At 47.4% G+C, this 18,762-nt stretch carries 15 protein-coding genes; 6 read left to right on the top strand and 9 right to left on the bottom strand.

Going from position 1 to position 18,762, the window contains the following annotated elements:
* Positions 1-197, bottom strand: a 197-nt coding sequence (locus GJQ68_RS23465) for a hypothetical protein (RefSeq protein WP_235941854.1), incomplete at its 3' end; no start/stop codon positions are given.
* 57 nt (positions 198-254) lie between these two features.
* On the opposite strand from GJQ68_RS23465, the gene GJQ68_RS22645 reads away from it, so the two are divergent.
* On the top strand, positions 255-2,135 hold the full coding sequence (locus GJQ68_RS22645) for a heparinase II/III domain-containing protein (protein WP_162419545.1): 1,881 nt from the start codon (positions 255-257) through the stop codon (positions 2,133-2,135).
* 437 nt (positions 2,136-2,572) lie between these two features.
* Here the strand turns inward: GJQ68_RS22645 and GJQ68_RS22640 are convergent, their stop codons facing one another.
* From GJQ68_RS22640 to GJQ68_RS22625, 4 genes are all read right to left on the bottom strand, one after another.
* Positions 2,573-3,100, bottom strand: coding sequence for an REP-associated tyrosine transposase (locus GJQ68_RS22640; protein ID WP_162419544.1), 528 nt, complete (start codon positions 3,098-3,100; stop codon positions 2,573-2,575).
* Between the two features lie 825 nt (positions 3,101-3,925).
* Entirely contained in the window at positions 3,926-4,255 is a 330-nt protein-coding gene (locus GJQ68_RS22635; protein WP_162419543.1) for a thioredoxin family protein, read from the bottom strand.
* On the bottom strand, positions 4,246-5,607 hold the full coding sequence (locus GJQ68_RS22630) for a hypothetical protein (protein WP_162419542.1): 1,362 nt from the start codon (positions 5,605-5,607) through the stop codon (positions 4,246-4,248). Before GJQ68_RS22630 ends, GJQ68_RS22635 begins: the two co-directional genes overlap by 10 nt.
* The gene (locus GJQ68_RS22625; protein ID WP_162419541.1) at positions 5,604-6,659 is read right to left on the bottom strand and encodes a c-type cytochrome; all 1,056 of its coding nucleotides are present in this window, start codon (positions 6,657-6,659) and stop codon (positions 5,604-5,606) included. Before GJQ68_RS22625 ends, GJQ68_RS22630 begins: the two co-directional genes overlap by 4 nt.
* A gap of 184 nt (positions 6,660-6,843) precedes the next feature.
* On the opposite strand from GJQ68_RS22625, the gene GJQ68_RS22620 reads away from it, so the two are divergent.
* Entirely contained in the window at positions 6,844-8,799 is a 1,956-nt protein-coding gene (locus GJQ68_RS22620) for a heparinase II/III domain-containing protein (protein ID WP_317174471.1), read from the top strand.
* 80 nt (positions 8,800-8,879) lie between these two features.
* Positions 8,880-9,383, top strand: coding sequence for a glycoside hydrolase (locus GJQ68_RS23625; RefSeq protein WP_162419540.1), 504 nt, complete (start codon positions 8,880-8,882; stop codon positions 9,381-9,383).
* A gap of 16 nt (positions 9,384-9,399) precedes the next feature.
* Here GJQ68_RS23625 and surE read toward each other — a convergent pair whose 3' ends face one another.
* From surE to dnaG, 4 genes are all read right to left on the bottom strand, one after another.
* Positions 9,400-10,197 (bottom strand): 5'/3'-nucleotidase SurE, encoded by a 798-nt coding sequence (gene surE / locus GJQ68_RS22610; protein WP_162419539.1) that lies wholly within the window; start codon positions 10,195-10,197, stop codon positions 9,400-9,402.
* Positions 10,197-10,847, bottom strand: a complete 651-nt coding sequence (locus tag GJQ68_RS22605; protein WP_162419538.1) for a hypothetical protein — start codon at positions 10,845-10,847, stop codon at positions 10,197-10,199. Before GJQ68_RS22605 ends, surE begins: the two co-directional genes overlap by 1 nt.
* Before the next feature lie 84 nt (positions 10,848-10,931).
* Complete coding sequence (locus tag GJQ68_RS22600; RefSeq protein ID WP_162419537.1) at positions 10,932-12,149, bottom strand: bifunctional 3,4-dihydroxy-2-butanone-4-phosphate synthase/GTP cyclohydrolase II; 1,218 nt, start codon at positions 12,147-12,149, stop codon at positions 10,932-10,934.
* 78 nt (positions 12,150-12,227) lie between these two features.
* Positions 12,228-14,156 (bottom strand): DNA primase, encoded by a 1,929-nt coding sequence (dnaG, locus tag GJQ68_RS22595; protein WP_162419536.1) that lies wholly within the window; start codon positions 14,154-14,156, stop codon positions 12,228-12,230.
* A 180-nt stretch (positions 14,157-14,336) separates the two neighbouring features.
* On the opposite strand from dnaG, the gene GJQ68_RS22590 reads away from it, so the two are divergent.
* From GJQ68_RS22590 to GJQ68_RS22580, 3 genes are read left to right on the top strand one after another with little or no spacing between them, the layout of a single operon-like run.
* Entirely contained in the window at positions 14,337-15,434 is a 1,098-nt protein-coding gene (locus tag GJQ68_RS22590) for an Mrp/NBP35 family ATP-binding protein (RefSeq protein WP_162419535.1), read from the top strand.
* 3 nt (positions 15,435-15,437) lie between these two features.
* Positions 15,438-15,686 (top strand): NifU family protein, encoded by a 249-nt coding sequence (locus GJQ68_RS22585; protein ID WP_162419534.1) that lies wholly within the window; start codon positions 15,438-15,440, stop codon positions 15,684-15,686.
* A 12-nt stretch (positions 15,687-15,698) separates the two neighbouring features.
* Positions 15,699-18,749: a M43 family zinc metalloprotease gene (locus GJQ68_RS22580; RefSeq protein ID WP_162419533.1), complete on the top strand. Its 3,051-nt coding sequence runs from the start codon at positions 15,699-15,701 to the stop codon at positions 18,747-18,749.
* Positions 18,750-18,762: the final 13 nt, after the last annotated feature.

The raw sequence follows: 18,762 nt of genomic DNA, 5'->3' as shown, positions 1-18,762 counted from the left end.
GCGGAGCCGTGCTGTTCGATATTTGCAATGTCGAACCACAGATAAACAGGATTTGTAATCCTGCTTACGTATCCGTCCGGGGATTCCAAATCCCCCGATCTGTGCCACGGAATTACAAATTCCGAAGAGCCGTGCTGTTCGACATTTGTAATGTCGAACCACAGATAATCAGGATTTGCAATCCTGGTTACGGCCACGTCCGGGGATTACAAATGCCGCAGAGCTATTAACGTTTAAAACAAACCTGAATAACCATGAATTTGAAATTATTGGCATATCCATTTTTCCTTTTAGGAATGATGCTTGTCTTTTCTCCCACCTGGGCCCAAGAAGTTCCAGTAGAAGTTCCCGTAAAGAGTCACCCCAGGATTTTGCTATTGGAAGGGGAGGAAGTAGAAATCAATCAGCTGATTGAAAACGATCAGCGATGGAATCGCTTGCATCAAGCCATTATTCAGGAATCCGATCAAATCATAGGAGAAGACCTGTTGGAAAGGAAACAAATCGGCCGAAGGTTGCTTTCTGTTTCCAGGGAGGCATTGAGAAGAATATTCCACCTTAGCTATGCTTACCGATTGACAGGAGCGTCCAGGTTTGCCCAACGAGCAGAACAGGAGATGGTGAATATTTCCGGTTTTAGCGATTGGAATCCCAGCCATTTTCTGGATGTGGCCGAAATGACCATGGCCCTGGCGATTGGCTATGATTGGCTTTTTGACACGTTGGCACAAGATAGCAAAACTAAGATTAAAGAAGCCATAGTGAATATGGGCTTGGAGCCCTCGTTTAATGAGGAGTACAATTGGTTTTTAGATGCCACCCATAACTGGAATCAGGTATGCAATGCAGGAATGATTTACGGGGCGTTAGCGGTATATGAGGATTATCCTGACCTGGCCCACCGTACCCTCCAACGGGCGGTGGACACCATTGCGAAAGCCATGGATGATTACCAACCTGATGGGGCTTACCCGGAAGGATATGGTTACTGGGGGTACGGGACCACCTTTAATGTTTTGTTTTTGGATGTGCTGGAGAAAGTTTACGGAACAGACTTTGGCCTAACCAATACCCCCGGTTTTCTTGAAACTGCCGGATTTTATGAACACATGACCGGGGTAACCGGATATGCTTACAATTGGGGAGATGCCGGAGGAGGCAAAGGGAATTTAACTCCTGCCATGTTCTGGTTTGCCCGGAAGAACGAACAAGCCTCTCTGCTATGGGTAGAGCGGGATTATCTCGACCAGTCGGACCTAAGTGGGTTGAACAGAAATCGAGTGCTTCCTGCTGCTTTGATTTGGGGGAAAAATATCCCGCTGGAAAACATCCCGGTGCCTGATGAGAAGGTCTGGGTAGGACAGGGAGCCAACCCCGTAGCACTGATGAGAACTTCCTGGACCGATCCGAACGCCATCTATTTGGGTTTTAAGGCCGGTTCCCCTTCTGTAAACCACGGACACATGGATGTAGGCTCTTTTATTATGGAAGCCGAGGGGGTACGCTGGGCCATGGATTTTGGTAGCCAGAACTACGAGTCGCTGGAGTCCAAAGGGATTCAACTTTTTGGAAGAACGCAGGATGCGGAAAGATGGACCGTTTTCCGCCTCAATAATTATGTTCACAATACCCTCACCATAGATGCTGCCTTACAAAGGGTGGATGGCTATGCCAAAATTGATCAACACGGAAGGTCGGATGATTTTCCTTTTGCTGTTTCCGATGTAACTTCCGTTTATAAAAACCAATTGGAGCAATTCCGTAGGGGAGTGGCCATCGTGGACCAGTCGTATGTGGTGGTAAGGGATGAAATCCGGAACAATAACTCCCGATCCCATATCCGGTGGAACATGCTGACCCCGGCTGAAGTCACGTTGGACGGAGATAAAGCCCAATTAACCCAGGCGGGAAAAAAGCTTCATCTAATGATTCAGGGATTGGAAGGTGTCCAATGGAAAACCTATAGTACGGACCCTGGAACAGACTACGATGCCCCCAACCCGGGAACGGTAATGGTGGGTTTTGAGTACCATGCTCAGCCTGGAGAAGAACTGGAATTCCAAGTGCTGCTCGTGCCGGAGCATTCCCTGGACAAGGTACGGGAGAAGCGTAAAAATTTAGCAGAGTGGAAGTAATATCTAGCGTTAAGGAGAGAAGAAGCATGGTGAAACGAGTACATCTGCGCACAACAGCCTGTGTATTTGTCACATTCAGCCCGTTTTCCGGTTCCTCATAGCCGCGCTGTTCGCCATTTGCAATGTCGAACCGCAGATACTCAGGATTTGCAATCCTGGTTACGTGCCCTTTCGGGGATTCCAAATCCCCCGGTCTGTGCCACGGAATTGTAAATTCCGCGGAGCCGTGCTGTTCGACATTTGCAATGTCGAACCCAGATAAACAGGATTTGTAATCCTGCTTACGTGCCCGTCCGGGGGTTCCAAATCCCCCGATCTGTGCCACGGAATTACAAATTCCGCGGAGCCGCGCTGTTCGACATTTGCAATGTCGAACCCAGATACTCAGGATTTGCAATCCTGCTTCCGTATCCGTCCATTCTACTAAAATAGCATCCTCAATACTCGGTCAGAATGATTTTACTTTTTCTTATGCCATAAAGTTCGCCACAACTGCTGTTAAGGTACTCTTCTTCTTTTTCTACTATTCCGGCTTTTACAGGATTGAGATGAATGTAATTTATTTTTGACTCTAAGAACTTCTGTGAAAAAATCTCGATTCCATGGTATCCCTTTTCCCAAAACCATATGTGTCCATCTCTTTGAAACAACCATAAAAGCCATTTTCTTCTACTTTCTTTCTCATTATGTCGAATCTCTTCAACAATTTTTTTCGCAGTATATTTCTTGAAATCCCTAATGATATCCGTTAGCGGAACCTTATCACTACTCAGTATAAAGTGGCAATGATTGCTCATGATTACCCAGGCATATACCTTTAATCCTTTGGCTTTTTGGCAATAATTGATGCTTTCGGTAATGATTTCAACATAAACATTTCTGGTGAAAATATCTGCCCATTGGTGAACAGTGAAAGTCACAAAATGAAGGGCTTGCTGGTCTTTGATGGTATATAAAAACGCCACTGATAAAAAAATTTTGAAGTGAGTAGTTATTTTAGCCCTAACAATTTACTATTCAGAGAGTTAAAAATCAATGTTCTTATTACATTTTTTTTTTGCGGGGCCGCGCTGTTTGACATTTGCAATGACGAACCACAGATACTCAGGATTTGCAATCCTGCTTACGTATCCGTCCGGGGATTCCAAATCCCCCGATCTGTGCCACGGAATTACAAATTCCGCGGAGCCGTGCTGTTCGACATTTGCAATGTCGAACCCAGATAACCAGGATTTGCAATCCTGCTTACGTACCCGTCCGGGGATTACAAATCCCCCGGTCTGTGCCACGGAATTACAAATTCTGCGGAGCCGCGCTGTTCGACATTTGTAATGTCGAACCACAGATAACCAGGATTTGCAATCCTGCTTACGTATCCGTCCGGGGATTCCAAATCCCCCGGTCTGTGCCACGGAATTGCAAATTCCGCGGAGCTGCGCTGTTTGATATTTGCAATGTCGAACCCAGATACTCAGGATTTGTAATCCTGCTTACGTATCCGTTCGGGGATTCCAAATCCCCCGGTCTGTGCCACGGAATTGCAAATTCCGCGGAGCCGTGCTGTTCGACATTTGCAATGTCGAACCACAGATAATCAGGATTTGCAATCCTGGTTACGGCCACGTTCGGGGATTCCAAATCCCCCGGTCTGTGCCACGGAATTACAAATTCTGCGGAGCCGCGCTGTTCGACATTTGTAATGTCGAACCCAGATACTCAGGATCTGCAATCCTGCTTCCGTATCCGTCCGAGGATTACAAATCCCGCAGAGCTGAATGTCGTTTTATCGTTTATTCTCCGTATAAAAATCCATAGGGGCGGGCAATTTGAGCTTGTATATCGGTAATACTCACCAAACCATTACTTCGAAAAACTTCTTTTCCTTCCATGAAAAGCAAAATCCCTGGAACCGATAGCATCCGCAACTGAGCAGCCAGTTTCAGGTGGTGTCCGGCATCCAGCTTCAATAAATCAATTTTCGGAAATTCATCCGTAATTAATTTTTTAATTTTTGGATACAATACCTGACACACGCCACATCCTTCCCCAAAAAAATATATCAGAACGGCCGGATTCTCATTTAGGTACTTTTTCAATGTTAACGGCTCCATTATTTCCATGGAATGGTATAGTTAAGTATGGTATTGACATGAAATAGGTTGACCTTATTATATACCCAGGCAGGTCGGAGGTCTGTTTGATCCAGGGCCGTTTTACTCATGAGTATTAAATGGACATTCAATCCTTCTACCCATTTTTTAGGGGTGTATCGGAGTCCTATGTTCGCCTGCGCGTAGCTTGGAAGGGCGTATTTATTTCGTTTGGCATCGGACGGGTCGGGCAGGAAATAGATGCCCAGGTAGCTATACACTTGCAGCGATTTTTCTGGAAAAGCATGTTGAAAATACGTACTGGCGGCATCTACATTTTCCAACCCTTCGTTTCTTTCTCGTGGAATAAAGGTATAGAAAGGATCTTTTCCCCATTCCCGAGGGCTTAAAAACCGTCCATTTCCCCCCATTTTAGTGTAATTAATATGCCACAGGCTTTTTTTGGATTTAAGGCCGATTCTCCCACTCAGAATCCAGTTGTAATCCTCGGGGTTTTTATATCGCAGGGCGATTTCTTCATTGCCGCCATCTCCTATACCATGTTGAACGATGCTTTGTAGTCCGGTAATACCTTTTAACGAACGATTTGGCAGCTCCCAGGTTTTGTCCCATTGCGCCAGGTAGGTGCTGTAAATGTTTTGCACCAGGGTGTGGTTCAACAGCAGGGTGGCGTTTGGTTCCAGATTGATTTTAACATCCAATACATGCGCAAAATCCACCTGGGTTTGTCCAAAATAGGCGGAGGGCTGTCCCCATTCATCCCGGGCAACCGGATACATGCCGATACTTTCTTCGAGAGAAAACCAATTACCTGTGGATCGGGGAGAAACTCCCCAGATCAGGTGATGAGTGACGGCTATTTCAGGTGTCGGCTGAAAATCCCAGCGAAACCCTTCCACAAAGGTGGGGCTCAAACGGCCATCCTGAGCATTAATAAAAGGTGTATTGACCTCCATCCGGCCCAGCCTGGCCTGGAAGTTGGTATGCAGATAATCCAGATGGAGGTTACCGATCTTGCCAAAAACTCGCTTATCCAGGTTGTTTACGTCAAATAAACCGACCTCATAACGGTTTAGATTTGGCACGCGGGGGTCCAATGCCTGGAAGTTGGAACTTAAGATTCTAAGAAACCCCAGGTATTCGGCGGTTACTTGAAATCGATGTGGCAGCGTGGTTCGGGCGGAGAGTCGTGCCATTTGTCCCCAGGCGTAGTCTTCCTTGAAATCCTCCCGGTAGGAAGTACTCATAAAGTACGAACGAAGGCCGAGCCGTAGTTCCGGTTTCCACAGGCTTGAGTCTTGTTGCCCGAAGGCAGATAACCACATTAAACTACCCATAAGGGAAAAAATTATCTTTTTCATTTGTTTTCGTTTTTTGCCGTCAAGATGGGCTGAAAGGGGCCGTACTTATGTTGTTTTTCTGGGAATGGATCGCTATAGGGACCAAAAGGGTGGTCCATTGGTTTTTTGGAAATATCCGGCCAATCCCCGGAAAGCTCTTTGGAGGGCCGCTCCATGGAATTGACATAAGCCGCCAGATCCCAGGCTTCTTCGTCACTAAGAAGTGGCCTTTTGTAGGTGGCACCCAAAGGCATATTGGCTTTAACGTATCCAGCAAAGCGGGACAAACGGTACAGGCCGGCACCCTGGTTGTAGCTGGCCGGTCCCCAAAGTGGGGGATACAGGTAAGCTGTTCCAGCGGGAGTTTTCAGGCCTAGACCTTCTGTTCCGTGACAACTCGCACATTGACGTTCATAGACGCTTTTTCCCTGAACCGGATCGGCCGCTCTGTCCAGCAAGGGAATGTCATAAATACCTACTCCAGGTAGTCTGCTTCCTTTTGGGACGTCCTTTCCCAGCCATTCCATGTAGGCGACCATTGCCTGCATTTCTTCACTTTCCGGGTCTAGCCCCTGACCGTTCAAACTTCTTTCGAAGCAATCGTTGATCCGTTTGGGAATGCCTTCGGAAAGTCCGGACCGTCCCCTGATTTTCGGATAGGTGGAGGCAACCGCCCCATAATTATTTCCTAAAGGCAGGGTTCCCGCTTCCAAATGACAATTCTGGCAATTCATTCCATTGGAAATTCGGAGTACCTTGCCCTCGGGACCCAGGTATTCTGCCGTATGCGCGATCAGTTCCTTTCCATATTCGATCTGACCTGCGTTGGGTTCTAATGCTACCGTGTTCCAATCCGGAGCCGTCCATATCCCTTCCTCTTTAATTAGTCGGGTATCCGGCAACGTCGTTTCCGCAGTCTTTTTTACAAGCTCCTGATCAGGTGTTGAGTAATCGGAAAGGCTCCACTGGCTGATCACCAGGGCACCGACGAAGAGGGTCAACACAAATACAAGGAATGACAAGCCAAAAAGGCCCCGGATCAAGGGTACGATGGATGGAGCAGTTTTTTTCACGTTTTCTGATTTTTATCTTTTACAAAATTACCTTTCCTTTAAGCCCTAAAAAGTGATCTGTATCACACAATTGACTTCCCGGTAACAAAGAAATTTGTATATTCAGATTTAGAAAAATAATGCCCCACCTGGTGTTTGACTTTGCGTGGAAGAACCAAAAACCCGATATACCTAAACCCAAAGCATGATGAATACTGGTAAAAAATGCTGTTTGACGATACTGGCTATGATGCTCGCCTTCGGAACCCATGCGCAACAACTGATTAGTGGTGCCTATACAGAAGAAGAGCTTTCTGATTTATTGACTCCCTTATCCGACTGGCAACCCTTTCCTTCACTCGATGACAGGGATGCCTGGCAGCAGGCCGATCGGGACTTGTTGCAGCATTACCTGGATTTCGCCAATGAAAACCTGGACTACGAATGGCCTTACATTCCTGCTACCAAATCGCTGCTGATCGACCGTACCGGTGACAGGAACGAATACCAAGCCATCACCTTCGAAAAGCGCCGGGTTTTGGGAAGCATGATCCTGGCGGAAATTGCCGAAAACGAAGGCCGTTTCATTGACCCCATCATTAATGGCATCTGGTCCATTTGTGAGGAGTCTTTTTGGGGGGTACCGGCCCATTTGCCAAAGACCGAAGAATACTCAGGACTCATGGACGTTTCCAAGCCCTTTGTGGACTTGTTTGTAGCCGAAACGGCCACCTACCTGGCCTGGGCGGATTATTTTCTCGGCGAAAAGTTTGATGAAATCTCTCCGCAGATTCGAAAACGAATTCGGTATGAAACGAATAAACGAGTGTTTGAACCGCTGATGAATCAGCACCATGGCTGGATGGCTGCCAATGAAAACGGCCGCCCGCCCAACAACTGGAATCCCTGGATATGTTCCAACTGGATCAATACTGCCCTGTTACTTGAGGACGATGAAGAAAAACGCGCCGCACAAGTTTATAAAGCCATGGAGGTATTGGATGAATTTCTGACTCCCTATCCGGAAGATGGGGGGTGTGATGAGGGACCAAGCTATTGGGGAGCGGCGGCAGCTTCCCTATTCGATAATATTTCCCTGCTGAACCTGGCCACAGATGGGGCCTTTCAGTATGTGTACGAGGGTCAGAAAGTAAAAAATATGGGCAAGTTTATATACCGGGCCCAAATCAGCGAAGACTATTTTCTCAATTTTGCGGATGCGGATCCCCAGCCCAATATGGCAGCATCGATGATTTATCGTTACGGTAAAGCCATAGCGGATCCGGACATGATGCGTTTTGGAGCTTATTACCTCGAGGAAGACGCTGCTTCGCTGCCCCGCTTTCATTATTTCCGGAAATTTTTCGAGCTCTTTATGCAGGAAGAATTCCGGCAAGCGGAAAAAGGGCTTCCACTCCCCAAGGACGTTTGGCTTTCGGATACGCAGGTGATGGTGGCCAGAGATACGGAAGGTAGTACGGAGGGGTTCTTTTTTGCCGCTAAGGGAGGTCACAACGATGAAAGCCACAACCACAATGATATTGGCAATTACGTGGTGTTTTATGACGGGCTTCCCTTATTGATAGATGTAGGTAGGGGCACCTATACACGCAAAACCTTTAGTGACGAACGGTACACGATTTGGTACAACCGTTCCGATCACCACAATTTACCTACGGTAAACGGTCAGGTTCAATCTCCAGGAAGTCAGTTCCGGGCCAGCAAGCTGAACTACGATGTGCGTAAAAACCGCAGCAGCCTGTCGATGGATATTTCGAACGCCTATCCGGAGGATGCCGGAATCGAATCCTGGCATCGAACCCTGCGGCTGGACCGGGGAAAGCGGGTAACCGTAACCGATCAATACCGGTTGAGGGAAGATGGCGGCCTCACCCAACACCTGATGACGGTCTATCCTGCCGCGGTAATCAGTCCTGGAAAAATCCGCATTCCCTTCAAGAACAGCGCAGGAGAGGAAATGCCCTTTCTGGTATCCTACGACCCGGACAAAATGGATGTCAAGGTTGAAAAGATAGCCTTAACCGAACCAGAAGACCAGGGCGTGGGGGAGAAATGGGGTGACCGTATTTACCGGATCAATCTGGAACACAAGAACCCAAGTCAAAATGGGGAAACCGCATTTGAAATTTCCAGGGAATAGTATGACCGTGGAGTTTTTCACTGACCATTGATCGTACAACTCTTATTGTCGCAATCCTAGCTTATTTAAATTTCCAGAACATGCCGAAGACAGCACTTTTCTTTTTGTTATGCTTTTCGGTTGCCTGCGTTCACTTCGTGGGTGTGCCGACGGATAACCCAAAATCCGCAATCCATTCCCTGAGAATTGACACCCGGATTCGGTATCAGGAGATGGATCATTTTGGCGCCTCCGACGCCTGGTCCGGACAGTTTGTAGGCAATTGGCCTGCGCAGAAAAAGGAAGCTATTGCGGATTTGCTTTTCAGTAATGCAATGGATGATCAAGGAAACCCGATTGGTATTGGACTGTCCCTGTGGCGTATAAACCTGGGAGCCGGAAGTGCCGAGCAGGGAGCGAAAAGTGGGATTAAAGATCCCTGGAGAAGAGCTCCTTCTTTTCTGGATAAGGATGGGAAATTTGATAGCGAAAGACAATATCTCACCGATGAGAATCACGATTTGGCGTACCAGGAAATACCATCGGCTAAATCGGTACGTATTCCTGCGCGGTCAATTCTGACATTGACTACCGAATCCCTATGAGAGGGATTCGGTTCGGTCAAACCGATAAGCCCGATTTTAGATTTTCCCAGTCCCAGTCATTGTTGATCTGGGCGATGGCATGGTGGGCGGTCATATCAAACTGGCAGGGGACCACGGCGGCATAATTATTGGCAATGGCCCACTCGTCATTGTCTTCTCCTTTGTCAAAATTCACAAAGTTTCCCGCCATCCAGAAGTATTTTCTGCCATTGGGATCGTATCGTTCTTCGAAATCTTCCTGCCATTTGGCCCTGGCTTGCCGGCATATTTTGATACCTTTCATGGCTTCGTTTCTTTTGGGAGGAAAATTGACATTTAGCGCCACCCCCTTAGGAATGCCAAAGTCCAGCACCTGTTTGGCGATTTCGTAAACGTAATTTTCTACATGAGAAAAGTCCGCCTGAGAACTGTAATCGCAGAGGCTAAACCCAATGGAGGGATACCCTTCGATGGCTCCCTCAATCGCAGCAGACATGGTCCCGGAGTACAACACGCTGATAGAGGTATTGCTGCCATGGTTGATACCGCTGACGATAAGGTCGGGTTTTTTATCTTTTAATACATAATGCTTGGCCAACTTGACACAGTCGGCGGGGGTGCCGCTGGACTTATACGCCATCACATCCTGAAAAATTTCTTCCTCCGAAAGGCGGAGTGTGTTGCCAATGGTGATGGCATGTCCCATGCCTGATTGCGGACTGTCGGGTGCAACCACCACCACATCTCCGAGTTGTTTCATTACGTCTACCAACACCCGAATACCCCTGGAGGTGATTCCATCATCATTGGATACTAAAATTAAAGGTTTTGCCATTAAGAATTTCTTTTTATCTGATTGTAATGCGCTGTGATCCGGAGCAGATCGCCTCGCTTGTCGTGGGAGAGCTTGTTTTTCCGCATGTAGAGCTTCATCTCTGAGGATTTGTCATCCATGAACTCGTTTAGCAATTCCCGCTTTTTCTGGCTATACCGATAGATTTTCTGGTCCTGAAGGAAATAAAAATCAAAGTCTAGCCGGTTAAAACCCATTCCCATAGGCATTCCCCACATGGGATTCATGTACATTCCCCGCATGCCCATGGTGTTGAAATTCCGGTTGTCAACCGTGATAAATTCCCGACAGAGAAGGGTGATTTCCTCTCCTTCGGTTAACAACTCAAAGAAAATCGGTGTTTTGTAATCGGAATTCAATGCATAGGGGAGGCTGTAAAAGACACGAATGCCCCCATAAATTTCGTCGTAAATTTCGAAATGACTTATGGAAGCAGAGCTGAAGGTTTCGATGGTGTTGGATTGCACCTGAACTATATTAGCCTCCAGGTCGTATTTCACCTTTCCCTCATAGGATTCTCCTGTATTTAAAAACACCTGCCCATCGTGCCATACCTGAGAAGGAAACTCCTGGGCAAAACCTGCCGAGGATATCACTAGTACAAACAGCAGTGAATAGATTGATTTTTTCATGACTGTGTTGGTTTTGTTTCTACCCCTGATACGTAATTGAGACCGTTTTTGTTGAATGGACCAGAATTAAAACGCGGGCAAGCCTTACTTTTTCAGAATCTGATGGCCCATTTTATCCCGTTTGGTTTGCAGGTAACGTTCGTTATGGGGATTCGAATTAATCTCCAGCGGGACGGTATCCACAATTTCCAACCCATACCCCGACAAGCCCACTCGTTTGGTGGGATTATTGGTGATCAGCTTGATTTTGGTGACATTCAGGTCACGCATGATCTGGGCACCTACTCCGTAATCTCTCTTGTCCATTGGAAAACCCAGTGCCAGGTTGGCTTGCACGGTATCCATGCCTTCTTCCTGTAATTTATAAGCTTTTAATTTATTTATCAACCCAATGCCGCGGCCCTCCTGATTCATATACAGTACCAGGCCTTTGCCATGGGCTTCTACCATTTTCATGGCCTGGTGAAGTTGGGGTCCGCAATCACACCTGCAGGAACCGAAAATATCTCCGGTAATGCAGGAAGAATGCACGCGTACCATGACCGTTTCACCCTCCTCCCATTGGCCCTTGATCAGGGCCATGTGGATCTCATCCGTATTGGTCTGCCGGTAGGCTATCAGGTCAAAATCACCCCACTCGGTAGGCATTTCCACGCCTATTTCCCGTTTGATCAGGGACTCGTTTTTTAGCCGGTAGGCAATCAGGTCCTTGATGGAAATTAGTTTCAGGTCAAACCTTTTAGCCACCTGCACCAGGTCTGGAAGTCGGGCCATGGAGCCATCTTCATTCATAATTTCCACCAAAACCCCGGCTGGTTGCAGTCCAGCTAATCGCGCCAGATCTATGGCGGCTTCGGTATGGCCCGTTCTCCGTAGCACGCCTCCTCTTTTGGCTTTCAGCGGAAAAATATGGCCCGGCTTACCCAACTCCTCGGGTTTGATATCCGGATCAATCAGTGCTTTAATCGTTTTGGAACGGTCGCTGGCAGAAATCCCCGTCGTGCAGCCATGGCCAATTAAATCTACCGAAACGGTGAAGGGCGTCTCAAAAGTAGCGGTATTGGTTCCCACCATCAGATCCAAACCCAGGGCTTCGCAGCGGTCTTCCACCAAAGGAGCGCAAATGAGTCCCCTTCCGTGAGTAGCCATAAAATTGATGATTTCAGGAGTCACCATTTCAGCGGCACAGACAAAATCGCCTTCGTTTTCGCGATCCTCGTCGTCAACCACAATCACTATCTCCCCGTTCTTAATGGCATCAATGGCCTCTTGTATGGGATCCAATTGAATTGTATCTTTCATTTTATTCTTTCTAGGCGATAAATCAAGTTGCAAAATTACGATTAATTATCTTCTTAACCGTTTTTCCAAAATTTTAGTTTAGTTTTTAGAAGGAATCACATTTCCCAACTCCTGATCTATTTTGTTCTTCATTTGCGTGATTTCCATGTGAATTTGGAGCAATTCTTCCACTTCTGATTCGGGTGCATCTTTGATTTTTTCCATTACTTCTAGGCGCATTTTTTTTAAATAGGCACTCTTCAATCTCAGGGAAGTTCGATAGGTAGTTCCGGAGAGATCATCGGTTTCCTTTCGGGTAAAAATCTGGTGCCTGCTTTCCCAGTTGAGGGATATTTCCCTCCCTTCGGCGATCATATCCACTACCGCCTGTTTGATTTCCGCATCCTGGATTTTTAAAAAATGATCGAATTTGGGCAGGATTTTCTGCATCAGTGCTTTTTTATAGTGCACGAGGATTTTCTGGTACACCGGCGTTTCAAATTGCAACTCCTTGATTTCTTCCAGCAGGTATTCACAGAGGTGCATCTCATCGGATACTTTCTCAAATCCGTAATTGATCAGAATTCGTATTAACTCCCGTTCTTCTTTGAGTGTTTTTGTAGGAAGATTTTCTTCCTTTTCCTTGTCTACCGGCAAAACCTCCTCCAGTGGTGTGGGGGTTTCCCGCTGGAACTGCCCGGAAGGTTTCTGATGGTTTTTGAGAATCTGCCTGTTGAGTTCTGTCAGCAGAATTTCTTCCTCCATGGAAAGCAGGTTGGCAGACTCTTTGGCATAGACCGAACGAACGATCGGATCGGGGATTTTCGCGATACTCCCCACCACCTGCCGGATCGCTTCGGCTTTTTTGATCGGGTCATTCGCCGTGTCTCGGGCAAAAAGGGCAATTTTAAACTGAATAAAGTCTTTGGCCTCGTTCTTAATAAATTGCTGAAAAGCTGCCTTCCCTGATTTTCGGGCAAAGCTATCCGGATCTTCTCCCTCAGGGAATACGACTGTTTTCACATTCAGCCCTCCTTCCAGCAGCATGTCAATGCCCCTCAGGGAAGCTTTGATGCCCGCATCGTCCCCATCGTAAAGCACAGTAACCTGATTGGTAAACCGTTTGATGAGTTTGATTTGGTTTTCGGTCAGGGAGGTGCCCGAGGAGGCTACCACATTCTCAATCCCCGCCAGGTGCATGGAAATCACATCCGTATACCCCTCTACCAGGTAGCAATTATCCTCCTGCCGGATGGCCTGTTTGGCCTGGTAGACCCCATACAGCACATCACTTTTGTGATAGATGGCCGTTTCAGGGGAATTGATGTATTTGGGCTGCTTTTTGTCCTGGGTTAGGATCCGTGCACCAAAGGCAATGGCTTTTCCGCTCAGGTTGTGGATGGGAAACACCACCCGGCCCCGAAAACGGTCGTAGAAATTCCCGGGATTGTTTTCTCTTTCCAGAATCAGCCCGGCTTTGAGCAGAATGTCTGTTTCAAATCCGGATTTTTTTGCCTGCAGCAGAAGCTGATCCCAGCTATCCATGGCATAGCCGAGCTGGAATTTTTCGATGATGGCCGGACTAAATCCCCGTTCTTTGAAATAACTCAGGCCAATGGACTGGCCTTCTTCGCTAGAGAGGTTGGTTTGAAAAAATTCCCGTGCAAAGTTCAGGGCGATGAACAGGCTTTCTTTTTCATTGTATGCCTGTATGGCCTCCGGGTCTTTGGGCGTTTCTTCTTCGATTTCGATGCCATACTTGGTTGCCAGGTGACGGATGGCTTCAATGAACCCGATCCCTTCAATATCCATGATAAACTGTATGGGGTCGCCGGCTTTTCCACAACCAAAGCACTTGTAAATTTGCTTGGCGGGAGAGACCGAAAAGGAGGGTGTTTTTTCCTGATGGAAGGGGCAGCAAGCCCAAAGGTTTTGCCCTTTCTTTTTCAGGGTAACGTAGTCATTGACGACGTCCTCTATGTCGACGCGGTCCCGGACTTTATCGGTGGTCTGATCGGAGATGGCCATGGTTTTTCTTCAATTCCCAAAGATAAGGTTAATCGTTGAAACTCGGTAGTTCAGATCTTTTCAGTAAAAGAAACTATTTGAAGGCTGCGAAAGTTGACTTTAACAAAGGAGGGTTAACGGGCTGATTATTTTAAAAAGTGCCAGATTAACTATAGATTGCAGGAAAATTAACGATAAGGAATGAATATTTCTAAAGAGGAAGTGTTAAAAGCCCTGTCTACTGTGGAGGATCCCGATCTGAAAAAGGATTTGGTCACACTCGGTATGATTCAGGAACTGGAAATAGCAAGTGATCAAACCATCCATTTTAAGGTCGTGTTGACCACCCCGGCATGCCCTTTGAAAGAATTGATCCGGATGAATTGCGAAGAGGCGTTAAAAAAGGCCTTTGGAGATAGTGTGGAAACGGACATTGTGATGACTTCCAACGTGACCACTATCCGGGATAATGCACCGCTTTTACCCAAGGTAAAAAATATTATCGCCGTGGCTTCCGGAAAAGGGGGCGTAGGAAAAAGCACTTGCGCTTCTAATCTGGCGGTTTCCCTGGCCCGATCCGGGGCGAAGGTAGGGCTGATCGATGCCGATATTTTTGGCCCCTCTGTTCCGACCATGTTTAATGTGGAAGGAGAACAGCCCGCTGTAAAACAAGAAAACGGAAAAAACGTTATCATACCCATAGAGCAGTATGGCGTAAAATTAATGTCCATAGGGTTTTTGACTCCGGCGGAAAGTGCCGTGGTATGGAGAGGGCCGATGGCGAGTTCTGCATTGAAGCAATTTATTGGGGATGTGGAATGGGGTGAATTAGATTATTTGCTGATTGATCTACCTCCGGGTACTTCCGATATCCATTTGACGATGGTTCAGACCGTACCGGTCACGGGGGCGGTGATCGTCACCACTCCCCAGAAGGTAGCCCTTTCCGATGCTACCAAAGCCCTTACCATGTTTCGACAGGCACAGATCAACGTTCCTGTTTTAGGAGTTGTGGAAAATATGGCTTATTTTACACCTGCCGAACTTCCTGATAATAAGTACTATATTTTCGGTGAAGGAGGAGGAAAAAAGCTTGCGGAAAAATACGATACCCCATTTCTTGGGGAAATCCCCTTGGTACAAGGAATTAGGGAAAGCGGAGACAGCGGCTATCCGGCAGTGATGAAAGAGGGGGTGATCGCCGAGGCCTTCGGTTTGTTTGCCGAGAATGTGGCCAGGCAGGTAGCCATCCGTAATGCGGAAATGAGTAAAACAGAGGTAGTACAGGTAAAACAATAAGCCATGTTGGAACAGTATAAAGATCAGATTGAATCGGCTTTGGATACCATTCGTCCCTATTTGGAAGCGGATGGGGGAAATGTAAAGGTAATCGGGCTCACCGAGGATATGGTGCTGCAGTTGGAGTTGACGGGTGCTTGTAGTTCCTGTCCTATGTCCACCATGACCTTCAAAGCAGGCGTAGAGGAAGCCATAAAAAAAGCCATTCCAGAGATCAACAAAGTGGAAGCGGTAAATGTTGAAGTGGCCTGATTCTAACGTCTTATGGTAACAAAATATCAAGCACTGATGCGGATTGCTGTATCAGTGCTATTCTTTTTTCTGGGTTTTCCCCTTTTTCTTTCCGGGCAAGTATTGGATCCGCTGAACGCGCCGATTGATCCAGCCCGCTGTGGAGCGGTTTTTTTAGAAAATAAGCAAGCCGATAAATTAGGGTATTTTGGTTCCCGGGAATACTTTGAAGGTTGGATGGAAGACAAATCGAAGGAACGCCGGGAACTCCGTGCTGGCAGTCGGCTGATGCTCGAAGAAATAAGGCAGATCCCCGTGGTTATTCATGTCATTCACCAGGGAGAACCTATAGGTCAGGGCTCCAATATCTCCGAGGAGCAGATCCTGGATCAGCTACGTATCATCAATGAAGATTTTCAGCAACGTAACGCAGACTTTTCGAATACCCCTACCGAATTCTTAGGCGTCGCTTCCAGTCCCAACCTGGAGTTTGTATTGGCCAAACAGCGCCCTGACGGACTTCCGACCAATGGTATTAACCGGGTTCAGGGTCCAAAAAACGAATATAGTTCAAGAGATGCCGCCCTGGTGGCCGATATGGTTTCCTGGCCTCCAGAGGAATACCTCAATATCTGGGTGCTTCCCTTGATTGATGTGCAATTAGGATACGCCAGTTTCCCCGTTTCGGACGAACTTGAAGGCTTGACCAATCCCCCAACTTTCAGAGATTTAGATGGCATCGGGGTGGATACCTATCATTTTGGCAGCGTAGGAAATGTGGTTGATAACTCCCGCGGAAGAACGGCTACCCATGAATTGGGCCATTTTCTTGGATTAAGGCATATTTGGGGAGACGGGGGCTGTGAAGCGGATGATTTCGTAGCAGATACCCCGCTTCAGGATGGTTTTAATCCGGTTTGCTCCAGTACTCCCCGGCAGACCTGTGGTTCCCGGGATATGATCGAAAACTTTATGGACTACACCCCCGACAGGTGCATGAGTTTGTTTACCCAGGGACAGGTAGAACGGATGGATGTGGTGTTGGCCTTCAGTCCAAGGAGAAACTCCCTACTGAATAGCAGGGCACTGGAGGAGCCGGAGATGCCCGAGCTGGATTTGGCCCTGGAATCCATTCTTTCCCCGGTCGGTTTTAACTGTTCAGAAGAGGTGCCTACCCGGGTACGGGTGCGGAATACAGGAATGACGACCATATCTAACATCTTACTGGAATTGTCGCTGAATGGAGAAGTACAAACGAGTCAGTCTTTTGAAGTAAACCTGGCCACAGACGAGCATACCGATCTGACCTTTGATCCGGTGGTATTTCCCGGCCTGGAAAACAGCCTGGAACTCTCCGTTCTGGAGGTGAATGGGGATATGGATGGCAATCCATTTAACAATACCCTTCAAACCATTGCCAGCTTCGTTCGGGAAGAGCCCTTACCCTACAATTATCCCGGCCACAACGCCACTACCGGATGGGATATCGTAAACCCGGATAATGCCGTCACCTGGCAAGCCATAAGCAGATCGGTGGATGGGGTTCAGCAAGACCTGTTTTATGTCAACAGTTTCAATTACAATGGCAGCGGAGAGCTGGATTATTTGATCAGTCCCAGGTTTGACCTGACAGATATACCTCGGCCGCAGCTTTCTTTTAATATGGCCTATGCACCCTATAATAATCCCGTATTGCAGGAAAACCTGCTGGTGGCCATTTCAACGGATTGTGGTAATTCCTTTGATTTGTTGACTGCTCCTTATAATAAAACAGAGGAAAGTCTGGCCACGCAACCGGTAACGCTAAGTGAGTTTATACCCAATGCTTCCAGTCAGTTTCGTACGGAGGTCATTAATTTATCTCCTTATGCAGGGAATCCAGATGTACGGATCGCCTTTGTCTCCATAAATGGATTTGGTAATAACCTGTATATAAAAGATATAGAAGTACAGTCAGAGGAAGTATTTTCCTATGATTTTGAATTGACGGGCATTGAAAACCCACTTCCTATCATCAGTCAGGCCCCAGGAAGGGAACGCCTACAAATACGAAATCAAGGGAACCTGGATATCCAGCAATTTCGAATCCTTCGAACCACGAATCTGACTTTCCGGGACACCCTGGTAGTGGAGGAAGATTTGTTAGCGGGGAACACTACTACGGCTGTCATTGGAAACGAAAACCCCCTGCGTCAGGGCTTAAACCGGTTGGATTACCAATTGCGCGATCCTAATTTCGATCAGAATCAACCGCCGACGGGTGAAATCAGCTATTACCTCTTCGCAGATGATACCCGTATTCCCAGCCCCTGGCGGGCCAATTTCGACCGGGAAGCCCAGTTTGACGATTGGATCAGTATAAACCCGGAATCAAATAGCCCTGCCTGGGATACCTATCCGGAAAGCAATGGGGAGAGTAACTTGTTACTGCTAAGCCGAATGGAATCCGACAATTCCTACTGGCTGGCTTCACCTGAATTCTCCCTGGAGGGAACCTCCCGGGCGAGCGTGTTTTTCGATTGGGCTGGAGTGGGTTTTGACCCGGAATCCATGGCATCCTTCTCGGTTTGGGTGAGTACCAATGGAGGGTATAGCGGAAACAGGTTATGGGAGGTATCGGGAGCGGAACTGGAAACCCTGTCCGGCCTTGCGGGTGCCTTTCCCGATTCGAAAGAGCAGTTTGAAGCTGCGTATATCAACCTGTCTTCCTATGCAGGAAGGGAAAATGTCCGGCTCTATTTCAAGGTAGAGGAGGTCAGCCAAGCGGAGGCAGTGTTGTACCTGGATGATATCGAATTGTTCTTGTCCGATAATCCGGAACCGGTGGACCCTGGAGCGGGTGAGGTGCTTCTTTACCCCAATCCAGCCGATGATTGGTTTAACCTGGTATTTAAGCTGGAAGCATACGAAGATATCCGGATAGAAATTTACAGTACGACGGGACAGGTGGCTTATGAGAAGGATTTTCCGAATACCCTCAACCAGACGTATTCCTTTAGCAAAGCCCTGCTAAGTTCGGGGGTCTTTGTGGTGAAAATTACGGGAGAGCAGTGGTCAGAGACCAAAAGATTGATCCTTCGCTAATACCAAAAGGGGC

This window comes from Cyclobacterium roseum (genome assembly GCF_010119225.1).
In the GTDB taxonomy this organism is placed as follows: domain Bacteria; phylum Bacteroidota; class Bacteroidia; order Cytophagales; family Cyclobacteriaceae; genus Cyclobacterium; species Cyclobacterium roseum.
Note: the sequence above shows the minus strand (reverse complement) of the source record. Positions and strands in the feature narration are given on the sequence as shown.